This is a genomic window from Mycolicibacterium mageritense (genome assembly GCF_010727475.1).
Taxonomy (GTDB): Bacteria; Actinomycetota; Actinomycetes; order Mycobacteriales; family Mycobacteriaceae; genus Mycobacterium; species Mycobacterium mageritense.
Genome location: NZ_AP022567.1, coordinates 3,859,584 through 3,878,202 on the forward strand (window position 1 = coordinate 3,859,584; position 18,619 = coordinate 3,878,202).

An 18,619-nucleotide genomic window follows, 5' to 3' on the forward strand; every position below is an offset into this window, starting at 1 on the left:
CACCGATGGCCGACCCGTGGGCAGCCTTGAGCGGCAGAGTTTTTGGCGCGCTGCCGCTACACGGGGAACGTCACGCCGGTGAGTTCTTCGGACACCGTCCAGAGCCTGCGCTGCAGTTCTTCGTCGTGCGACTGCTTGCTGGAGGTCACGAGCTTCGGATGGCCGACCATCTCACGGAATCCGTCAGGACCGTAATACTGCCCGCCGCGGACGCCGGGATCGGTGGCCGCCCGCAGCGTCGCCAGCGCACCTTTGGCGGGGCTGTTGGTGAACAGGCCGGCCAGTTTGTCGTAGCCCGGCAGGCTCGTTCCCGGGATGTGGCGCATGAGTTCGGTGTTGGACAGCCCGGGGTGCGCGGCCACGGCGATGGTGGGCTCGCTCTTGGCGGCCAGCCTGCGCTGCAGCTCGTAGGTGAACAGCAGGTTCGACAGCTTGGACTGTCCGTACGCGGCGACGCGGTTGTAGCTGCGTTCCCATTGGAGGTCGTCGAAGTGGATGGCGGCCTGGATGCGGTGCGCGACGCTGGCGACCGCGACGACGCGTGACCCGTCGACGGGCAGCAGGTGATCGAGCAACAGCCCGGTCAGCGCGAACGCCCCCAGATGGTTGGTGCCGAACTGCAATTCGAAGCCGTCGACCGTGGTCTGTTTGGGCGGGTACATCACGCCGGCGTTGTTGATCAGCAGATCGATGCGCGGGTATGCGTTCCTGAGCTCGTCGGCCGCGGTGCGGACCGATTCCAAGGAGCCGACATCGAGCTGCTGAAGCTTTAGGTCGGCCTTGGGGGCCACCGCGATGATGCGGTCGACGGCTTCGCGGCCCTTGTCCAGATTGCGTACTGCGACGACGACATGGGCGCCCTTGGCGGCCAGCACCCGTGCCGTCTCGTAGCCCAGCCCGGTGTTGGATCCGGTGACGATCGCGACCCGGCCCGACTGATCGGGGACGTCGGCCTCGGTCCACTTGCTCTTGGCAGTCATGGCCCGAACTTTACGGGTGTGCGCGTGTCGGTCACACCGCCTCGATCACCGAAGCCGGCGAGCCGGACCGCATGACGTGGTCGATGTGAATGTGGCGCGCGATGAACCGGCCGTTGTCGGCGACTGCCGCGATGCCCGCCCGCGCAAGTGAGTTCCCGTCGGGCAGACCCGCGTAGTACAGCCCGGGCAGCGCCCCGAGGATGCCGTCCTGCCGCAGCGGGGCACCGTCCTCATCGAGCACATGCCATGGCAGGATCCGGTAGTCCGGCGCGAATCCGGTGCACCACACGATGGTCGAGATGCCGTGGCGCGCAAGGTCGAGGTGCGTGTCGAAGCGCGTGATGGCGTCGAGGTTCACCGCGGCAGCCACGGCCGGCGCGGGCGCGACGAAGCCGCGGTCGCGCAGACCGGCGTCGATCTTGTCGATCACCGCGCGGAACGACTGCGCTGACTCTTCTGCGACGTCGATGACGTTGTCGTCGAGCGTCAGCACGCTGCCGCGCGCGGAACGCACCGAACCGACCAGCACGGCACCTTTTTCGGCGAGCGTCCCCAGATTGAGTTCGGCCCCGCCGTCCTTGACCCCGCTGACGGGCAGGCCCGGAAGGGTTGTGCCGTCGAAATCTGTTCTAGCCGTGACGAAGTCGTCGTACAGCGAGAACACGTATATCCATTCGTGGATGGTGCGTCCCCGGTAGTTCCTGGGCCACGCGCGGTGCCGTCCGACGGACAGGAACACGTGGCGTCCGGCATCCACCAGTTCGTCGGCGATCTGCTGCCCGCTGATCCCCGCGCCCACCACCAGGACGGCGCCGTCCGGCAGCGAACCGGGATTGCGGTAATCCCGCGAATGCAGCTGGCGGATGGCCGGGTCGACGTCTGCGGACAGGCTCGGGGTGCGCGGTGCGGCGTAGCCACCCACGGCCGCGACCAGGTTGCGCGATTCGACGACACCACCGTCGTGCAGGTGTGTGCGAAACCTCACGTCGTCGTGAACCGATGCGTCGACGGGACATTCGACGCTGCGCACCGGGGTGTGTTCGAGCACCCGCAGTTTGCGCTGCTCGACGTAGCGCCGCAGGTAGCGCGCGACCTGTGGGCCCGAAGGCAGCCCGCACGGGTCGTCGCCGTCGTATTGCGAGCCGGGCAGCCGAATCGAGCGATTCCCACTTCCCACCAACAGGCTGTCCCACCGCTCGTGCGCCCACGCCTGGCCGATCTCGGCCTTCTCGAAGACGATCGCCTCATGGCCGATCTCGTCGAGCGCGCCGGCCACTCCACACCCTTGCTGGCCTGCGCCGATGATGACCGTCTCGGTGTATTCGCGTCCCATGGAGACCTTCCCTTGTTCGTCAGTTTTGTTAGGGTCGCCTAACTTGAACATCTGAAGTCGGCTTGAGATCAAGTCCTGGACCGGCGGTGGGGGAAATGGCGAAGAGCGACGAATTCATGGGCATCGGAGCGGCCGCGCGCCGCTTCGGGCTGGCCGAATCGGCACTGCGGTACTGGGAGGAGCGAGGCCTGTTGCGCCCCGCGCAGCGGCGGTCGAACTGGCGGCTCTACGGACCCGAGGAGCTGCACCGGATCGGGCTGATCCACATGTGGCGGGAAACCGGCCTGATGAGCCTCGACGAGATCACGACGATCCTCACCGCGCGCAGCCACGACTGGCGCCACGCCGTGCGCGACCGACTCCGGGCGATCGAGCGGCAGCAGGAGCGGCTGGCGAAAGCCAAGGCGCACCTCGAGCACCTTTTGACGTGCCCGGACGAGAATCCGGCCGAAGACTGCCCGTACCTACGGGCAATGACGGCTGAACAAGCCTGCGGTCCGGCTTGAGCGGCGACGGGTCAGGCATGCTCGACTCATGGACCGTTCTGTCGCGCTGACCGATCCGGCACACCCGCCGAGTCGCAAGGCGCCGCTGGCGTGGGCGCTGGGCGCGGCCATTCCGTGGGCGGTGCTGGCCGTGGCGCAGGTGGTCTGGCTCGCCCTGGACCGGCGGCTGCTGTGGCTGCACGGCGTCGCCGCGGCCGTCACCGTACTCGGGGTCGTGCTGTTCGTGATCGTGGTTCCGATGTGGCGCTACCGCGTGCACCGGTGGGACATCAACCTCGACAGCGGAACTCCCGCGGTCTACACCCGGACCGGCTGGCTGGTGCAGGAGCGCCGCATCGCGCCGATCTCGCGGGTGCAGACCGTCGACACGTACCGGGGTCCGTTGGACCGGCTGTTCGGGTTGGCCAACGTCACGGTGACGACCGCGTCGTCGGCCGGTGCGGTCCGCATCGTCGCACTCGACGTCGACGTCGCCGACCGCGTTGTGGCGCAACTGACCGATATCGCGGCCATCGGCGAACAGGACGCCACGTGACCGAGCAGTGGCAGCGGCTGAGCCCCCGGATGCTGCTCGTGCATCCGGTTCATGAAGTGCTTCAACAGATTCCACTGCTGATCGGCTCGGTGGTGCTGGGATCGACGACGGGGAACCCGCTGTGGATCGTCGCGGCGCTTGCGTTGACCGTCGCGTTCGGCCTGGCCCGCTGGTTCACCACGAGCTACCGCATCGAGCCGGATGAGGTGCGGCTGCGAACCGGCGTGGTGCAGCGCAAGGTGCTGTCGGTGCCCCGCAACCGGATTCGCTCGGTGTCGACCGATGCCAGACTGCTGCACCGCTTGCTCGGGCTGACCGTCTTGCGGATCAGCACTGGGCAGGAGGGCAAGGGCGACAACGACTTCGCGCTCGACGCCGTCGAGGCGCAGCAGGTACCTCAGCTGCGGGCCATTCTGCTGGCCGACGTCGTGCCGGTCACCGAGTCCGCACAGGGGCAGGTGTTGGCGCGGTGGCAGCCGAGCTGGCTGCGCTACAGCCCGTTGAGTTTCACCGGTCTGGCCATGATCGCCGCGGCTGTCGGCGTGGTCTATCAGGCGGGCGCAGGCGCCGCGCTGAGAGAATCCGAGCTCGCGCAGTCGGGCCTGGACGCTGCCGAGCGATTCGGCGTGGCGGCCAGTGTGGCGCTCGGGGCGGTTGTGGTGCTGGTGCTCTCGGTCGTGCTCTCGGTGCTGCGTTCGCTCGTGACCTACGGAAACCTGGTGCTGCGGCGGGATTCCGATGTGCTGCATCTGCAGCACGGGCTGCTGCGGTTGCGCGAGCACACCTACGACATGCGCCGGCTGCGCGGCGGCACGCTCCGGGAACCCCTGCTGGTGCGGTTGTTCGGCGGGGCGCGCCTGGACGCCGTGATGACGGGTGTCGGCGGTGAAGGCGAAGCGTCACTGCTGCTGCCGCCGTGCCCGGCCACGACCGCGACGGCGGTGCTCACCGAATTGATCGGCCGGCCCGATACGGTGGCAGGTCCGCTGCGGCCGCACGGTCCAGCAGCGGTGCGCCGGCGGTGGACTCGGGCGCTCACGGTTCCCGGCCTGGCGCTCATCGCGCTGATGGTCATGCGGCCCCCGGTGTGGATGTGGGTGCTGTGGGTTCTGTTCACCGTCGCTGCGGCGCTGCTGGCGGTGGATCGGGCGCGGGCGTTGGGGCATCGCGTCGACTCGGGTTGGCTCGTGGCGCGCACCGGCAGCCTGGACCGCCGGCGGGACTGCCTCGACACGGCAGGCATCATCGGCTGGACCGTGCGGCAGACGCTGCTGCAGCGCCGCGCCGGTGTGGCGACATTGGTCGCGGCGACCGCCGCGGGCCAGAAGCGCTACCAGGTCATCGATGTTCCCGCGGCGCAGGCGTGGGCGATAGTTTCCGCGGCGTCACCGTGGGTCGCCGACAACCGCTGGGCGGCGGGCCCCGAGTTGCGCTGACCCGGCGGGCGTTTACTGTCGCTGCATGGCGATCGGTGGAGTGCTCTTCGACATCGACGGTGTGCTGGTGACCTCGTGGCAGCCCATAGCCGGCGCTGCCGAAACGCTGCAGGTTCTGGCCGAACATCAGATTGCCCGGTCCTATCTGACCAACACCACCACCCGGACCCGCGCCCAGATCTCCGAGTTGCTGACGTCGGCGGGCATGAACGTTGCCGCCGACGAGGTGATCACGGCCGCGGTGCTCACGGCCGACTACGTGCGTGACCGCTACCCGGACGCGCGATGTTTCCTGGTCAACAGCGGCCAGATCGGTGAGGACATGCCGGGTGTCGACGTCGTGTACTCCAGCGACTTCACCGGGCCGCAGACCCCCGAGACGCCCGATGTGGTGCTGCTGGGCGGAGCCGGGCCCGAGTACAGCCACCTCACGCTTAGTTGGGTCTACGACTGGATGGCCCAAGGGGTACCGGTGGTCGCGATGCATCGCAGCACGTCGTGGACCACGACCGACGGCCTGCGCATCGATACCGGTATGTACCTGATCGGCATGGAGGAGACCTCCGGCCGCAAGGCCACCGCGGTCGGCAAGCCCGCACCCGAAGGATTCCTGGCCGCTGCCAACCGGCTCGGTGTGGACCCTGAAGAGATGTACATGATCGGCGACGATCTCAACAACGACGTGCTGGCCGCCCAGGTGGTCGGCATGACCGGCGTGCTGGTGCGCACCGGGAAGTTCCGCCAGCAGACGTTGGACCGCTGGGCCGCAGACGAATTCGCGATGCAGCCCAACCACGTCATCGACTCCGTCGCCGATCTTCCGGAGTTGTTGGGGCTGTAGGCGTCAGGCCTTGAGGTCGCGCACCGCCTCGATGCGGGCCTTCAGCTGATCCGTGGTGGCCGCCGCGACGGGCGGGCCCCCGCAGATGCGTCGCAACTCATTGTGAATCCAGCCGTGCGGCTTGCCCGTGCGGTGATGCGCGATGGTCACCAAAGCGTTGAGTTCACGTCGCAATTCCCGGATCTGGCCGTGCGTGGTGCGTGGCGCCGGCGGCCCACCCGAGACCGCAGCTTCGGCCGTGCGCTTGGTGAGTTGCTCATCTTGCCTGCGGCGCAAAAGGTCTCGCATCTGCTCGGCGTCGAGCAGGCCGGGGATGCCGAGATAGTCGGCCTCCTCGTCGCTGCCGGCCGGGGTCGCGGTGCCGAATGATGCGCCGTCGAAGATGACCTGGTCGAGCTCGGCGTCCGCGCCCAGGTACTCGAAGCCGTTCTCCAGCTCGCTCTTCTCGTCCTTGCGCTTCTCGGCGGCTTCGAGCGCCTCGTCATCGAGCCCGTCGGACTCCCGGTGCGGCTTGCCCAGCACATGGTTGCGTTGGGCTTCCATCTCGCTGGCCAAGAGCAGCAGGTTGGGCACCGAGGGCAGGAAGATGCTCGCGGTCTCGCCGGCCCGGCGGGATCGCACGAACCGGCCGATGGCCTGCGCGAAGAACAACGGTGTCGAGGCGCTCGTCGCGTACACGCCGACCGACAGCCGCGGCACGTCGACGCCCTCGGACACCATGCGCACCGCGACCAACCAGCGGCTGGTCCCTGCCGAGAACTGGCTGATCCGGTCCGAGGCGCCCGGATCGTCGGACAGGACCACGGTCGGGGCCTCACCGGTGATCTTGGTGAGCAGGTCGGCGTAGGCGCGGGCAGTGGTCTGGTTGGTGGCGATGATCATGCCGCCGGCGTCGGGCACGTGCTGACGCTTCTGCTGCAGCCGCTTGTCGGCAGCCGCGATGACCGCGGGCATCCATTCGCCCGCCGGGTTCAGCGCGGTGCGCCAGGCCCGCGCGGTCTGCTCGGCCGTCAACGGTTCGCCGAGCCGGGCCGCATGTTCCTCGCCGGCACTGTCGCGCCAGCGGGCCTCACCCGAGTAGGCCAGGAACACCACGGGCCGGACCACGCCGTCGGCCAGGGCATCGGCATAGCCGTAGACATGGTCGGCCTTCGAGCGCTGGAATCCGCTCTCGTCGGGCTCATAGTTCACGAACGGGATCGGGCTGTCATCGCTGCGGAACGGCGTACCGGTGAGAGCCAGGCGCCGCGTCGCGTCGTCAAACGCCTCGCGCATCGCGTCGCCCCAGCTCTTCGAGTCACCGCCGTGGTGGATCTCGTCGAAGATGACCAGAGTCTTGCGGTTCTCGGTGCGCACGCGGTGCCGCGTGGGGTGGCTGGCCACCTGCGCGTAGGTGACGACGACGCCGTGGTACTCGGACGAGGTCTGCGAGTCGGAGTTGCTGAACTTCGGATCCAGCGCGATGCCGTTACGTGCCGCCGACTGTGCCCACTGGATCTTGAGGTGCTCGGTGGGCACCACCACGGTGACCGCGTCGACCGTGCGGTCATTGAGCAGTTCAGCCGCGATCCGCAGCGCAAACGTCGTCTTCCCCGCGCCCGGGGTGGCCACCGCCAGGTAATCCCGTGGTTTGGCGGTCAAATATTTCACCAGCGCCTTGCGCTGCCAGCCCCGCAGTGCCTGGGTGCTGGGCGCCGCATCAGCCCGCACCCGAGGACTCCTCTCAGTCGGAAAGCAGTCTATGACAGGGCGTTACGTCAGCGCATATCCGCAGGAACATACCGGGCGTGTCGCTCAGATGAAGTAGTTGTCGTTCTTGACGAACCACTCGGCGCGCTCGTCGTCGGTCAGGTCGGCCAGCTGGGCGAATCCCTCGAAATAGGCTTCGCGCGGCGCGCCCGGAGCAAACAACATCAGTAACGACGTCGGCGCGTCGGCCTCGTTGCGAAACCCGTGGATACCGCCCGGCGGAACGTAGAGGAAGTCGCCCTGGTTACCGTCGCGCCAATCGGTGCCGTCGTAGAGCCTGACGGTGCCGGACAGCACGAAGAACGCCTCGGACATCGCGCGGTGGAAATGCGGGCCCGGCCCGCCGCCCTGCGGACTGATGTCGACACGGTACAGCCCGTAGTCGCCGCCCGTCTGCTGTTGGTTGGCCAGGTAGTGATACTTGACCAAGCCGAACGAGTCGTAGTCGGGCGGCTCGTCACCACGCCTCAGCCAGGCGCTGACCTCCGGCTCGGCTTTGGTGTAGCGGACCGGGGGATAGGGCGGCACATTCCTGGGATCCCAGAGTGACACGTCGCCCAGCCTAGCCGTGGCGATCGGACTCAGGCGCGGCTGTCCTGCAGGGCCGGGAACGTCACCCCGGTGAGTTCTTCGGACACCGCCCACAACCGGCGCTGCAACTCCAGGTCGTGCGACTGGTCGCTGGACGGCACCACCTTGGGGTAGCCGCGGGTGGTGAAGTTCGGCCCGAAGTACTGGCCGCCGAGCGCACCCGGGTCTGTCGCCGCGCGCAGGGTCGGCAGTGCGCCCGCCGCGGCGTCCTGGACCAGCGGCCGGATCAGCGGAACGGCCCGCTGCAAGGCGGTCGGCAGATGACGCATCAGCTCGGTGTCCGAGCCGCCGGGATGCGCGGCCAGCGCCGTGGTCTTCTCGCCGGTGAGCCTGCGCTGCAACTCGTAGGTGAACAGCAGGTTGGCGAGCTTGGACTGGCCGTACGCGCCGACGCGGTTGTAGCTGCGCTCCCACTGCAGGTCGTCGAAGTGGATCGAGGCGTTGATGCGGTGCCCGATGCTGCTCACCGTGACGACCCGCGAGCCGGTGATGGGCAGGAGGCGCTCCAAGAGCAGGCCGGTGAGCGCGAAGTGGCCGAGGTGGTTGGTGCCGAACTGCAGCTCGAAGCCGTCGGCCGTGGTTTGTTTGGGCGGGTACATGACGCCGGCGTTGTTGATCAGCAGGTCGATGGAGTCGTGTTTGGCCTTGATCTCGTCGGCGGCTTCGCGCACCGATGCCAGTGCGCCGAGGTCGAGGCGTTGCAGTTCCAGGTCGGCGGCCGGGACGGCACGCGAGATCCACTCGACGGCGGCTTTGCCCTTCTCAAGGTTGCGCACGGCGAGCACGACCCGGGCGCCCTTGGCGGCCAGTGCTTTGGCGGTCTCGATGCCGAGGCCGGTGTTGGCGCCCGTGACGACGGCAATGCGACCGGTTTGGTCCGGAATGTTGGCGGTGGTCCATTTGGTCATGAGAGACTCCTGGGAGGGCTAAACGGAGTACGCACTCCGGTTGATGTCGACTATACGGAACGCGCGCCCCGTTTTGTCAATGGGTTGTGAGGTGATGACGAGATGCGTGCGGATGCGGCACGGAACCGTGCCCGGGTGCTGGAGGTTGCCTACGCCACGTTCGCGTCCGACGGGTTGGCGGTGCCCATCGACGAGATCGCCCGGCGGGCCGGCGTCGGCGCCGGAACCGTCTATCGACATTTCCCCTCCAAGGAAGATCTGTTCCGGGCAGTGATCGCCGAACGGATCCGCGGGGTCGTCGACGAAGGGCGCGCGCTGCTCGAGCAGAATCCCGCCAGCGGGTTGTTCGACTTCCTCCGGTCGATGGTGCTGCAGTGGGGCGCCGCCGACCGCGGACTGGTCGACGCCCTCGCCGGGCTCGGCATCGACGTCACGACGGTCGTACCGGACGCCGAGAACGAATACATGGCGGTCCTCGGCGAGCTGCTCGCCGCAGCCCAACGGGCGGGCACGGTGCGACCGGACGTCACGGCCGCCGAGGTCAAGGCGCTCATGGTCGGCTGCCAGGCCATGCAGGGCTACAACGCCGATGTGGCCGAGCATGTCACCGATGTCGTCTTCGACGGATTGCGGGCCGGAGTAGCGTCGGGCAAATGAAGTTCGGGATCTCCACGTTCGTCGACGACGACACCATCGATCCGGTGTCGCTGGCCCGCGCGATCGAGGAGCGGGGCTTCGCCTCGCTCATCGTCGCCGAACACAGTCACATCCCGGTGAGCCGAGAATCGCCCTATCCCAGCGGCGGCGACCTGCCGTCGGTGTACTACAACACGCTCGACCCGTTCGTCACGCTCGCGGCCGCGGCCGCAGTGACGTCCACGATCGAACTGTTCACCGGGGTCGCCCTGCTCATACAGCGCGACCCGATCCACACGGCCAAGGAAGCCGCCAGCATCGACCTCATCTCAGACGGCCGGTTCGTCTTCGGCGTCGGCGCCGGATGGAACCTCGAAGAGATGCGCGACCACGGCACCGACCCGAAAACCCGGGGTGCCAGGCTCGACGAGAGCATCGAGGCGATCAAGGCGCTGTGGACCACCGAACCCGCCGAATACCACGGCAAATACATCGATTTCGAACTGTCCTACTGCCGGCCCAAGCCGGTCCGGAAACCGCATCCGCCGATCTACATCGGCGGCAACTCCGACGCCACGGTCAAACGGGTGATCCGCCACGGCGCAGGCTGGATCTCCAACGCGCTCCCGCCCGACGCGCTGGCCAAGCGAATCGGGCAGATACGTGACGGCGCAGGCCATGACGTTCCGCTCGCCATGTTCGGAACCCCGATCGACACCGACTATTGGCGTGCCGCCGAGGAACTCGGCTTCGGGCAGCTCGGGCTGTTCCTGCCCTCGGTCGGCAAAGACGAGTCCCTGCGCCTGCTCGACGAATTCGCCGCGAAGGTACAGAAGTATCAGTCGGCGTAGCCTTTTCGGCACCGAGTTCGACGAAACTGTTGTGCGCCGGCGGCCGTAGCGACATTTTCGTCGAACTCGGGCACCTGAGGCTTCGTGGTGGCTACAGCCAACCCACAGTCCCCAGTGGGGAGTTACCAAGTTGTGCGCCTACCGTCCCTGGCGTGATCAGCAGGCGGGCCTTTCTGATGGCGGCCGCAGGCACGATGGCTGCCGGTTCGGTGCTGTCCGCCGGTATGCCTGGGGCGCTGGCTGATCCGAACGCGGTCGACCCGCCGTCCGTCGCGGTGCTCAACCGGCGCCGCACACCCACGCAGTGGGGGATGGCGCTGGCGGGCATCACGACGTCTTTCCCGGCGGCGGGCCGGCAGATCGCGCTGACATTCGACGCCTGTGACGGCGCGTGTGACGATGCCCTGCTGGACACCTTGCAGCGCAACGCCGTTCCGGCCGCCCTGTTTCTCAACTCCCGATGGATCGACGCCAACCCCGACCGGGCCCGCCAGCTCGCGGCGAACCCGTTGTTCGAGATCGGCAATCACGGCACGCGGCACGTGCCCCTGTCGGTCACGGGGCGTTCGGCATACGGGATCGCCGGAACCCGGTCGGCCGACGAGGTCGTCGACGAAGTGTGGAACAACCACCAGCGACTCACCGCGTTGACCGGTAAGCCGCCGACGTGGTTCCGCCCGGGCACCGCGCACTATGACGACGTCGCAGTGCAGATCGTGCACGAGCTCGGCGAGCAGCCCCTCGGGTTCACCGTCAACGCGGACTACGGTGCGACAGCATCGGCCGCGACAGTTCGGTCCAACGTCATGGGTGCGGCCCCGGGGTCGATCGTGATCGCCCACATGAACCACCCCGCATCCGGAACCCACGCCGGCTTCGCCGATGCCATCCCGGCGATGCAGGCCGCGGGCTGGCAGTTTGTTTCATTGAGCGGGCACGCGCAGCTTTGATGCGATTTCACCGAGACGGTACTGAGGGACAGAATCCGGCTCGCTTGTGTCCCTCAGTACAGTCTCGGCCCCCATCGTGGGGCCAAACCCCACGGTTTCGCCGGGGGCGAAAACCGAAAGCCGTAGCGGCCCTCCCAAACCTTGCACTCTCCCTGGTCGAGTGCTAAGAATGCAGTTGGCACTCTCGATCAGTGAGTGCTAGGTCGGGCCGGTGAGGCAGGGGCCGCACCTGCGGGAGCACACCCACAGCCGTCCGTCGCGGGCACTGAACCTGACCACACAACGTGCGATCCCCTAACCGGAGGAATCACTTCGCAATGGCTAAGACAATTGCGTATGACGAAGAGGCCCGTCGCGGCCTCGAGCGGGGCCTCAACAGCCTCGCCGACGCGGTAAAGGTCACGCTGGGCCCCAAGGGTCGCAACGTCGTCCTGGAGAAGAAGTGGGGCGCCCCCACGATCACCAACGATGGTGTGTCCATCGCCAAGGAGATCGAGCTGGAGGACCCGTACGAGAAGATCGGCGCTGAGCTGGTCAAAGAGGTCGCCAAGAAGACCGACGATGTCGCGGGCGACGGCACCACCACCGCCACCGTTCTGGCTCAGGCCCTGGTTCGCGAAGGTCTGCGCAACGTCGCTGCCGGCGCCAACCCGCTCGGCCTGAAGCGCGGCATCGAAAAGGCCGTCGAGAAGGTCACCGAGACGCTGCTGAAGAGCGCCAAGGAGGTGGAGACCAAGGAGCAGATCGCTGCCACCGCCGGTATCTCCGCCGGTGACCAGTCCATCGGCGACCTGATCGCCGAGGCCATGGACAAGGTCGGCAACGAGGGTGTCATCACCGTCGAGGAGAGCAACACCTTCGGCCTGCAGCTGGAGCTCACCGAGGGCATGCGCTTCGACAAGGGCTACATCTCGGGTTACTTCGTGACCGACGCCGAGCGCCAGGAAGCCGTCCTCGAGGATCCCTACATCCTGCTGGTCAGCTCCAAGGTGTCGACCGTCAAGGATCTGCTGCCGCTGCTGGAGAAGGTCATCCAGTCCGGCAAGCCGCTGCTGATCATCGCCGAGGACGTCGAGGGCGAAGCCCTGTCGACCCTGGTGGTCAACAAGATCCGTGGCACCTTCAAGTCCGTCGCCGTCAAGGCCCCGGGCTTCGGCGACCGCCGCAAGGCCATGCTGCAGGACATCGCCATCCTCACCGGTGGCCAGGTCATCAGCGAAGAGGTCGGCCTCTCGCTGGAGACCGCCGATGTCGCGCTGCTCGGCCAGGCTCGCAAGGTCGTCGTGACCAAGGATGAGACCACCATCGTCGAGGGCGCCGGTGACTCCGACGCCATCGCCGGTCGCGTGGCCCAGATCCGTGCCGAGATCGAGAACAGCGACTCCGACTACGACCGCGAGAAGCTGCAGGAGCGCCTGGCCAAGCTGGCCGGCGGTGTTGCGGTGATCAAGGCCGGCGCTGCCACCGAGGTGGAGCTCAAGGAGCGCAAGCACCGCATCGAGGACGCCGTCCGCAACGCGAAGGCTGCCGTCGAGGAGGGCATCGTCGCCGGTGGTGGCGTGGCTCTGCTGCAGGCTGCACCGTCGCTGGACGACCTCGGCCTGTCGGGTGACGAGGCCACGGGCGCCAACATCGTCCGCGTGGCGCTGTCGGCCCCGCTGAAGCAGATCGCCTTCAACGGTGGCCTGGAGCCCGGCGTTGTCGCCGAGAAGGTCACCAACTCGCCCTCCGGCACCGGCCTGAACGCCGCGACCGGTGAGTACGAGGATCTGCTCAAGGCCGGCGTTGCCGACCCGGTGAAGGTCACCCGCTCGGCGCTGCAGAACGCGGCGTCCATCGCGGCGCTGTTCCTCACCACCGAGGCCGTCGTCGCCGACAAGCCGGAGAAGGCCGCGGCTCCCGCCGGCGACCCGACCGGTGGCATGGGCGGTATGGACTTCTAAGAAGTCGCAACGTAAACAGCCCTGGTGCGCTCGGCGTGCCAGGGCTGTTTCGTTGTTCATCCCCAGTGTGGGCTCCATGCACAGCGTCGGGCCGTATCGCGTGCGTAGGGCCCACATTCGTCGGTGGCCGCGGTGACCGGATCGCGTTGCTTGAGGACATCGGCTGGAGAGTCGTCAGGGTCAGCGCGGAGATGATGGCACGCCCCAATGTCATCGTCGAACGCGTGCGAGCCAACCTTCGTACGGCAGGCTGTCCGATCTGACGCCGACTGTGGGGGCTGTGCACGCTTCGGCGACGATCTTCGTGCATAAGCCCCACACTCGCGGCTGTCAGTCCCTATGGTCGACGATGTTGTGCACGTTGCCATCTGGCGCCCGGACGAAGAACCGCGTGACGCCCCACGGCTCGGTGGTCAGCGGGTACACGATCTCGTAGCCGCGGCGCTGGGCTTCTGCGTATGCGCCCTCGATGTCGTTGACGCACACCGATGTCACGGGGTTCTCCGGAGCCGACGCATCCCGCGTGACCAGTTGGATGCTGGCCCCGGTCGCCGGTGAGGTGTAGCGGGCCACCCAGCCCATGTTGAATTCCTCAGAGCTCAGACCGAGGAAGTCGGTGTAAAAGCCTCGTGTCGAAGAGATGTCGGCCACCGCGAGATCGGCCATGACGCGGGTGGTGCCGACACCGGACGGCGCATCGAGCGGAACGCAGTCGTGCAGGCAGCCCGTCGCCGACGTGGGGGAGCCGGGCTTGGCCGGGCGGTGCAGCACCGCCCGGTTGGGTGCGACTCTCATTGCGTCATCGGATAATTCGGCCACACCGTCGACAATCAGCGTGTACCCGCCGGGGTCGCGGGGCGGCCAGATCACCGTGACGGCCGGGTGTTGCGTGGCGTTGCGGCGGGTGCTGTTGCCGATCGAACCGATGTCGAGAACGCCGTCGACGAGCCGCGGAACGACGGCAACGGTGTGCGCGCCGAAGTCGTCGCCGACCGTGATCAGATAGCCGAAAGCGAAGTCGTCCAGGGTTTCTGCCAGCTGGTCCAGATCCACCTTGACGCTCATGACACGGGCTCCGGCCGGCGCCCGCGGATCAGCCGACCCGGGCGGGCTTCGGTGGGGACACCGTTTTCGGCGATCACCTCACCCGAGACCACGGTTGCGACGTAGCCGTCGGCAGTCTGGTCGAGTCGGCGCCCGCCGGCGGGCAGGTCATAGGTGATGACAGGCTTGTGCAGACGCATCGCCGCATGGTCGATGACATTGAGGTCGGCCTTGTAGCCCACCGCGATCCGGCCCCGGTCGGCCAGCCCTGCCACCCTCGCGGGAACCGACGTGAGTTCCCGGACGGCCTCGGCGACCGAGAGCCTGCCCGACACGCGATCCCGCGCCCAATGTGTCAGCAGGTAGGTGGGAAAGCTTGAGTCGCAGATCATCCCGTAATGGGCACCGCCATCGCCGAGACCCAGCACCACGTCGTCGCGGCGCATCAGCCCGCCGACGGTGTCGAGCGAACCGTTCTCGAAGTTGGCCATCGCGCCGAGCAGGATCGCGTGCCCGTCGTCGTCGAGCAAGCGGTCGTAGGCCTCCTCCATCGGCGTTACGCCGCGCGCCACGGCCCGCGCCGCGATGCTCTGCGAAGGGTCCGGCTCGTAGTTCGCGTCGTCGCCCAGCGGGAAGATCCAGTCCCAGGCCTGCGCGAGGTACACCAGCGGGTTGGCGGGTGCACCGCCCGGCTTGTCGGCCAGAATGCGTTCCCTTACTTCGGGTTTGCGCATCTCGGTGACCCGGTCCGGGAGTGGCAGGCCGGCGATCTCCTGATAGCTCGGGTACAGCACGAACGGGTTGGCGGTGAGCTCGAGCCCGATCATCAAACCGATCGGCCGCGGGAACACCTGCGCGGTGATCGATCCGCCGTCGGCGTTGGCCTTCTCCACCATGGCCATGGCCTCGACCCACAGCGGGTCGCCCGAGTTGAGCACCAGCAGCGTGAACGTCACGGGCAACCCGGTTTCGCCCGCGGCGTCGAAAACCTGTTGCAGCACAGGCTGATACCCGCCGGCCGGGATGTCGGGTACGAACTGGATCAGCCCGCCACCGCCGTCGGCGACTCCGCGGGCGATCTCCAGGATCTCGTCGTCGGCCGCGTCGAAACTCGGGATCTGTGCGCCGGCCTCGGTGCGGTGGGTGGCCAGCCGAGAGGACGCGAACCCCAGCGCGCCGGCCTCGACAGCCTCTTTCGCCAAGGCGCGCATGCGGGCCAGATCCTCGGCCGTCGCGGGTTCGCGGTCGGCGCCCCGCTGACCCATGACGTACACCCGCAGCGGGGAGTGCGGCAGGTAGGCCGCAACGTCGATGTCTCTGTTCCGGGCGTCCAGCGCGTCGAGGTACTCCGGGAAGGTCTCCCAATGCCACGGCAGGCCGTCGACCATGACCACGCCCGGGATGTCCTCGACGCCCGCCATCACGTCGACCAGCACGTCGTGATCGGCGGGCCGGCACGGCGCGAAGCCGACCCCGCAGTTGCCCATGACAGCCGTGGTGACGCCGTGCGCCGATGAGGGATTGAGTCGATCGGACCAGATGGCCTGGCCGTCGTAGTGCGTGTGGAGGTCCACGAAGCCGGGGGTGACCAGCAGTCCGGTGGCATCGATCTCCCGGGCACCGGAACCCGGCGCGGTGCCGACCGCCACGATCACCCCGTCGCGTACCGCGACGTCTCCGGCATACGGTTCGCCACCCAAACCGTCGACGATGAGGCCGTTGCGGATCACGAGATCGTAGGTCATCCACCAAAACTACGACGCCGTCGGTGGCACATGCCAGGATCGGCATGTGATCGATCACTTCGGAATCAACTGCGCCGATTTCACCAAGTCCAAGGACTTCTACGACTCCGTGCTGGGTGTGCTGGGGTTCACCCGGCAGATGGACTTCGGGGTCGCCATCGGCTACGGCCGCGATGGCAAACCCGATTTCTGGATCGCCGATGTCAGCGCCGGTGAGGCGTCCGGGCCCAATCGGGAGGTCCATGTCGCGTTCCAGGCCGCGGATACCGCTGCGGTGCAAGCGTTCTACGATGCCGCGCTCGCGCTGGGCGCGGAATCACTGCATGCACCGCGGCTGTGGCCCGAGTACCACCCCGGTTATTTCGGGGCGTTTGTTCGCGATCCGGACGGCAACAACGTCGAGGCCGTGTTCCACGGGGCTGCGCCCGCGTAGCTCTCACGGTTGTTTGAGGACGGGAAGTGAGTTGATCAGCCACTTCCCGTCGACCTTTGTCAGGCCGACCCGGATGCCGAACCTGGTGCGCGTCGGCGCCGTGAGCAGCTTGGTGACCTTCGCTTCGACGAACACGATGGCGGTCGCCTTGTCGGCGGCGATGTTCTCGATCCCGGCGTGGTTCACGGTCACGCCCTGGCTGGAGCCGTCAGTCTTGGCGGCCGCCAACTTGGCCTTGATCCAGTTCGGGTATTGGTCGGCGGCCTCGCCGGTCAGCAGTGTCCCGGTCTTGGCGATGGTTTGGTCGTCCAGCTCCGGGTAGTAGCCCAGCACCTCCTGAACGCTGTCCTTCGCGACGTCGAGGACTGCTCGGCGGGCGTCGGCCTGGTCGCTGATGGGGACCGGTGCGGGGCGGTTCTTCTCGACCATCTGCCAGGTGCCCAGGGCTGTCAGCGCGATGATGCCTGCGCACAGAACGCCGACGAGGGCCTTCCACGAGGTCGATCGTGTGCTCTTGCTCATCACCCGTCCGTCATGGTGGAGACCTTGTATTTGTCATCGTCTTTGACCACCGTGACGACCCGGAGCAGGTTCTCGGTGGACGCCGGCTCGTTCGGTTTGGTCGTTTCGACGACAGCGCTGATCATGACGTCGGCTTCGCCTGGTTTGAACGATTCGATCGCCGCTGCATTGACCGTTCCCTTGTTGCTGGCCCTGGAGATGATCAACGTCGCCTTGATGTCCAAGGCTTTGCGCTGGAAGACGTTGTTGAATTCGGAGGTCGAACTCTGCAGCACCTTCTGGATGTCGTCGTCCACCGTCGGGTAACTGATCCCGGTCCAGGTCACCACGAACTCCTTGGCCGCATCGACATAGGGCTGCCATTCCGGTGTGGTGCTCGCGACCGGGGTCGGGCGGGCGAACTGGCTGATGGCGAAGACCAGCGCGCCGACCAGCAGCACCGCCAACACCGCGGGAATGAGAATCCTTGTGCGATCGGGCTTTTTCGAGCTCGCCGGAGTCGCTGCGATGGAGGCCGCAACCGTCGTCGTCGGGAACGGCTCGGCAGCAGCGGGTGACCACGCCGGCGGCGGCGAGGCTGTCGGGACGGGTTCGGATGTGCCCGTGGCCCACCAGGGCAACGAGGCCGAGGGCTGCTGGTTGTGCTGTGGTGGCGGTGGCAGGTGCACCGATTGCGCGGGCGTTGTCGGCGGGTTATGGCCACCCGGATTCGGGACGCTGCCCTGCGTCAGGGCGCGGGCGAAATCACCGCACAGCGCAAACCGGGCCTCTGGTTCCTTGGCCAGGGCCTTGGCGATCACGTCGTCGAGATATCCCAGTTCGGGCCGGGCGTCGCTGAGCCGGGGCGGTGGTTCGCTGAGGTGCTTGCTGATGACGACGGCGGGGTTGGTGGCGTGGAACGGCGACCGCCCCGTCAACAGCTGATATGTGGTCGCTGCGAGCGCGTACTGATCGGCCCGGCCGTCGAGGGGCAGGCCCATGAGTTGTTCGGGCGCCGAATACGGCATCGAACCCACGGTGAGGTTGGTGGCCGTGAGACCGCTGACCTCGTCGGTGCGGCGCGCAACTCCGAAGTCTGCCAGGAAGATCCGGCGCTTCCCCGCCCCCGGCAGGGTCAGCAGGATGTTCGCGGGCTTGACGTCGCGGTGCAGCAGGTGGCGGGCGTGCGCGTAATCAAGGGCATCGGCGATGGCGCTGATGATCTCTGTCGCCTCGTGGACGGGCAGTCCGGAGCGGTGACGTTCGCGAAGCAGTCGTGACGCGTCGGTGCCCTCGACGTAGTCCATCGCGATCCACAGTTGGCCGTCGGCCTCGCCGCGGTCGTGCAGGCTCACGATGTGCGGATGCCACAGCGAGGCAGCGATATCGGCTTCGCGGTTGAAGCGCTCGCGGTACTGGGTGTCCCGGGTCAACGATGCGGGCAGGATCTTCAGCGCATCGTGGCGCGGCAGTCGCGGATGTTGGGCCAGATACACCTCACCCATTCCGCCGGCGCCAAGTAGACGTTGGATCGTGTACCCGGCGAACACGTCCCCAGCGTGCAGCGGCATGTGGGGATAGTAGCGGTGACTCGTCCGAAACATCGCAGGAGTCGGTCCGGCGAGTAGCGTCGGCTG

Annotated in this window: 18 protein-coding genes and 1 pseudogene; 9 read left to right on the plus strand and 10 right to left on the minus strand. The window is 67.3% G+C overall.

Annotated elements, in window-relative coordinates; translation table 11 throughout:
- Nucleotides 1-56: 56 nt before the first annotated feature.
- Nucleotides 57-980, minus strand: a complete 924-nt coding sequence (locus tag G6N67_RS18545) for an SDR family NAD(P)-dependent oxidoreductase (protein ID WP_036429678.1) — start codon at nt 978-980, stop codon at nt 57-59.
- Between the two features lie 31 nt (nt 981-1,011).
- Nucleotides 1,012-2,313 (minus strand): flavin-containing monooxygenase, encoded by a 1,302-nt coding sequence (locus tag G6N67_RS18550; RefSeq protein ID WP_036429677.1) that lies wholly within the window; start codon nt 2,311-2,313, stop codon nt 1,012-1,014.
- Nucleotides 2,314-2,408: 95 nt separating this feature from the next.
- Between G6N67_RS18550 and G6N67_RS18555 the strand changes: the two genes are divergently transcribed.
- The 4 genes from G6N67_RS18555 to G6N67_RS18570 are packed head-to-tail and all read left to right on the plus strand — an operon-like array spanning nt 2,409 to nt 5,631.
- Entirely contained in the window at nt 2,409-2,819 is a 411-nt protein-coding gene (locus G6N67_RS18555) for a MerR family transcriptional regulator (RefSeq protein ID WP_036429676.1), read from the plus strand.
- 28 nt (nt 2,820-2,847) lie between these two features.
- Nucleotides 2,848-3,354 carry a PH domain-containing protein gene (locus G6N67_RS18560; protein ID WP_036429675.1) on the plus strand — a complete coding sequence of 169 codons (507 nt, stop codon included), beginning with the start codon at nt 2,848-2,850 and terminating at the stop codon, nt 3,352-3,354.
- Nucleotides 3,355-3,383: 29 nt separating this feature from the next.
- Complete coding sequence (locus tag G6N67_RS18565) at nt 3,384-4,790, plus strand: PH domain-containing protein (protein WP_051578874.1); 1,407 nt, start codon at nt 3,384-3,386, stop codon at nt 4,788-4,790.
- Nucleotides 4,791-4,815: 25 nt separating this feature from the next.
- On the plus strand, nt 4,816-5,631 hold the full coding sequence (locus G6N67_RS18570) for an HAD-IIA family hydrolase (protein ID WP_036429673.1): 816 nt from the start codon (nt 4,816-4,818) through the stop codon (nt 5,629-5,631).
- 3 nt (nt 5,632-5,634) lie between these two features.
- Here G6N67_RS18570 and G6N67_RS18575 read toward each other — a convergent pair whose 3' ends face one another.
- The 3 genes from G6N67_RS18575 to G6N67_RS18585 form a co-directional block, all read right to left on the minus strand.
- Nucleotides 5,635-7,341 (minus strand): DEAD/DEAH box helicase, encoded by a 1,707-nt coding sequence (locus tag G6N67_RS18575; RefSeq protein ID WP_036429672.1) that lies wholly within the window; start codon nt 7,339-7,341, stop codon nt 5,635-5,637.
- A gap of 84 nt (nt 7,342-7,425) precedes the next feature.
- Nucleotides 7,426-7,932 (minus strand): cupin domain-containing protein, encoded by a 507-nt coding sequence (locus G6N67_RS18580; RefSeq protein ID WP_036429671.1) that lies wholly within the window; start codon nt 7,930-7,932, stop codon nt 7,426-7,428.
- Nucleotides 7,933-7,961: 29 nt separating this feature from the next.
- Entirely contained in the window at nt 7,962-8,879 is a 918-nt protein-coding gene (locus tag G6N67_RS18585; protein WP_036429670.1) for an SDR family NAD(P)-dependent oxidoreductase, read from the minus strand.
- Nucleotides 8,880-8,981: 102 nt separating this feature from the next.
- On the opposite strand from G6N67_RS18585, the gene G6N67_RS18590 reads away from it, so the two are divergent.
- The 4 genes from G6N67_RS18590 (at nt 8,982) to groL (ending at nt 13,259) form a co-directional block, all read left to right on the plus strand.
- On the plus strand, nt 8,982-9,536 hold the full coding sequence (locus G6N67_RS18590; RefSeq protein ID WP_036429669.1) for a TetR/AcrR family transcriptional regulator: 555 nt from the start codon (nt 8,982-8,984) through the stop codon (nt 9,534-9,536).
- Nucleotides 9,533-10,366, plus strand: a complete 834-nt coding sequence (locus tag G6N67_RS18595) for an LLM class F420-dependent oxidoreductase (RefSeq protein WP_036429668.1) — start codon at nt 9,533-9,535, stop codon at nt 10,364-10,366. Before G6N67_RS18590 ends, G6N67_RS18595 begins: the two co-directional genes overlap by 4 nt.
- A 152-nt stretch (nt 10,367-10,518) precedes the next feature.
- Nucleotides 10,519-11,316, plus strand: coding sequence for a polysaccharide deacetylase family protein (locus G6N67_RS18600; RefSeq protein ID WP_036429667.1), 798 nt, complete (start codon nt 10,519-10,521; stop codon nt 11,314-11,316).
- A 317-nt stretch (nt 11,317-11,633) separates the two neighbouring features.
- Nucleotides 11,634-13,259: a chaperonin GroEL gene (groL, locus tag G6N67_RS18605; protein ID WP_036429666.1), complete on the plus strand. Its 1,626-nt coding sequence runs from the start codon at nt 11,634-11,636 to the stop codon at nt 13,257-13,259.
- A gap of 330 nt (nt 13,260-13,589) precedes the next feature.
- On the opposite strand, the gene G6N67_RS18610 is transcribed toward groL, so the two are convergent.
- From G6N67_RS18610 to G6N67_RS18615, 3 genes and pseudogenes are all read right to left on the minus strand, one after another.
- A complete protein-coding gene (locus G6N67_RS18610) occupies nt 13,590-13,925 on the minus strand; it encodes a VOC family protein (protein ID WP_036434656.1) in 336 nt (111 codons plus the stop codon).
- Nucleotides 13,926-13,955: 30 nt separating this feature from the next.
- Nucleotides 13,956-14,324, minus strand: a pseudogene (locus G6N67_RS38930) (pyridoxamine 5'-phosphate oxidase family protein); the annotation flags it as partial.
- The gene (locus tag G6N67_RS18615) at nt 14,321-16,048 is read right to left on the minus strand and encodes an N-acyl-D-amino-acid deacylase family protein (RefSeq protein ID WP_036429665.1); all 1,728 of its coding nucleotides are present in this window, start codon (nt 16,046-16,048) and stop codon (nt 14,321-14,323) included. The pseudogene G6N67_RS38930 and the gene G6N67_RS18615, both read right to left, overlap by 4 nt.
- Before the next feature lie 46 nt (nt 16,049-16,094).
- On the opposite strand from G6N67_RS18615, the gene G6N67_RS18620 reads away from it, so the two are divergent.
- A complete protein-coding gene (locus G6N67_RS18620) occupies nt 16,095-16,481 on the plus strand; it encodes a VOC family protein (RefSeq protein WP_036429664.1) in 387 nt (128 codons plus the stop codon).
- Between the two features lie 3 nt (nt 16,482-16,484).
- Here the strand turns inward: G6N67_RS18620 and G6N67_RS18625 are convergent, their stop codons facing one another.
- Nucleotides 16,485-17,003 (minus strand): hypothetical protein, encoded by a 519-nt coding sequence (locus tag G6N67_RS18625; protein WP_036429663.1) that lies wholly within the window; start codon nt 17,001-17,003, stop codon nt 16,485-16,487.
- Complete coding sequence (locus tag G6N67_RS18630; protein ID WP_036429662.1) at nt 17,003-18,553, minus strand: serine/threonine-protein kinase; 1,551 nt, start codon at nt 18,551-18,553, stop codon at nt 17,003-17,005. Before G6N67_RS18630 ends, G6N67_RS18625 begins: the two co-directional genes overlap by 1 nt.
- Nucleotides 18,554-18,619: the final 66 nt, after the last annotated feature.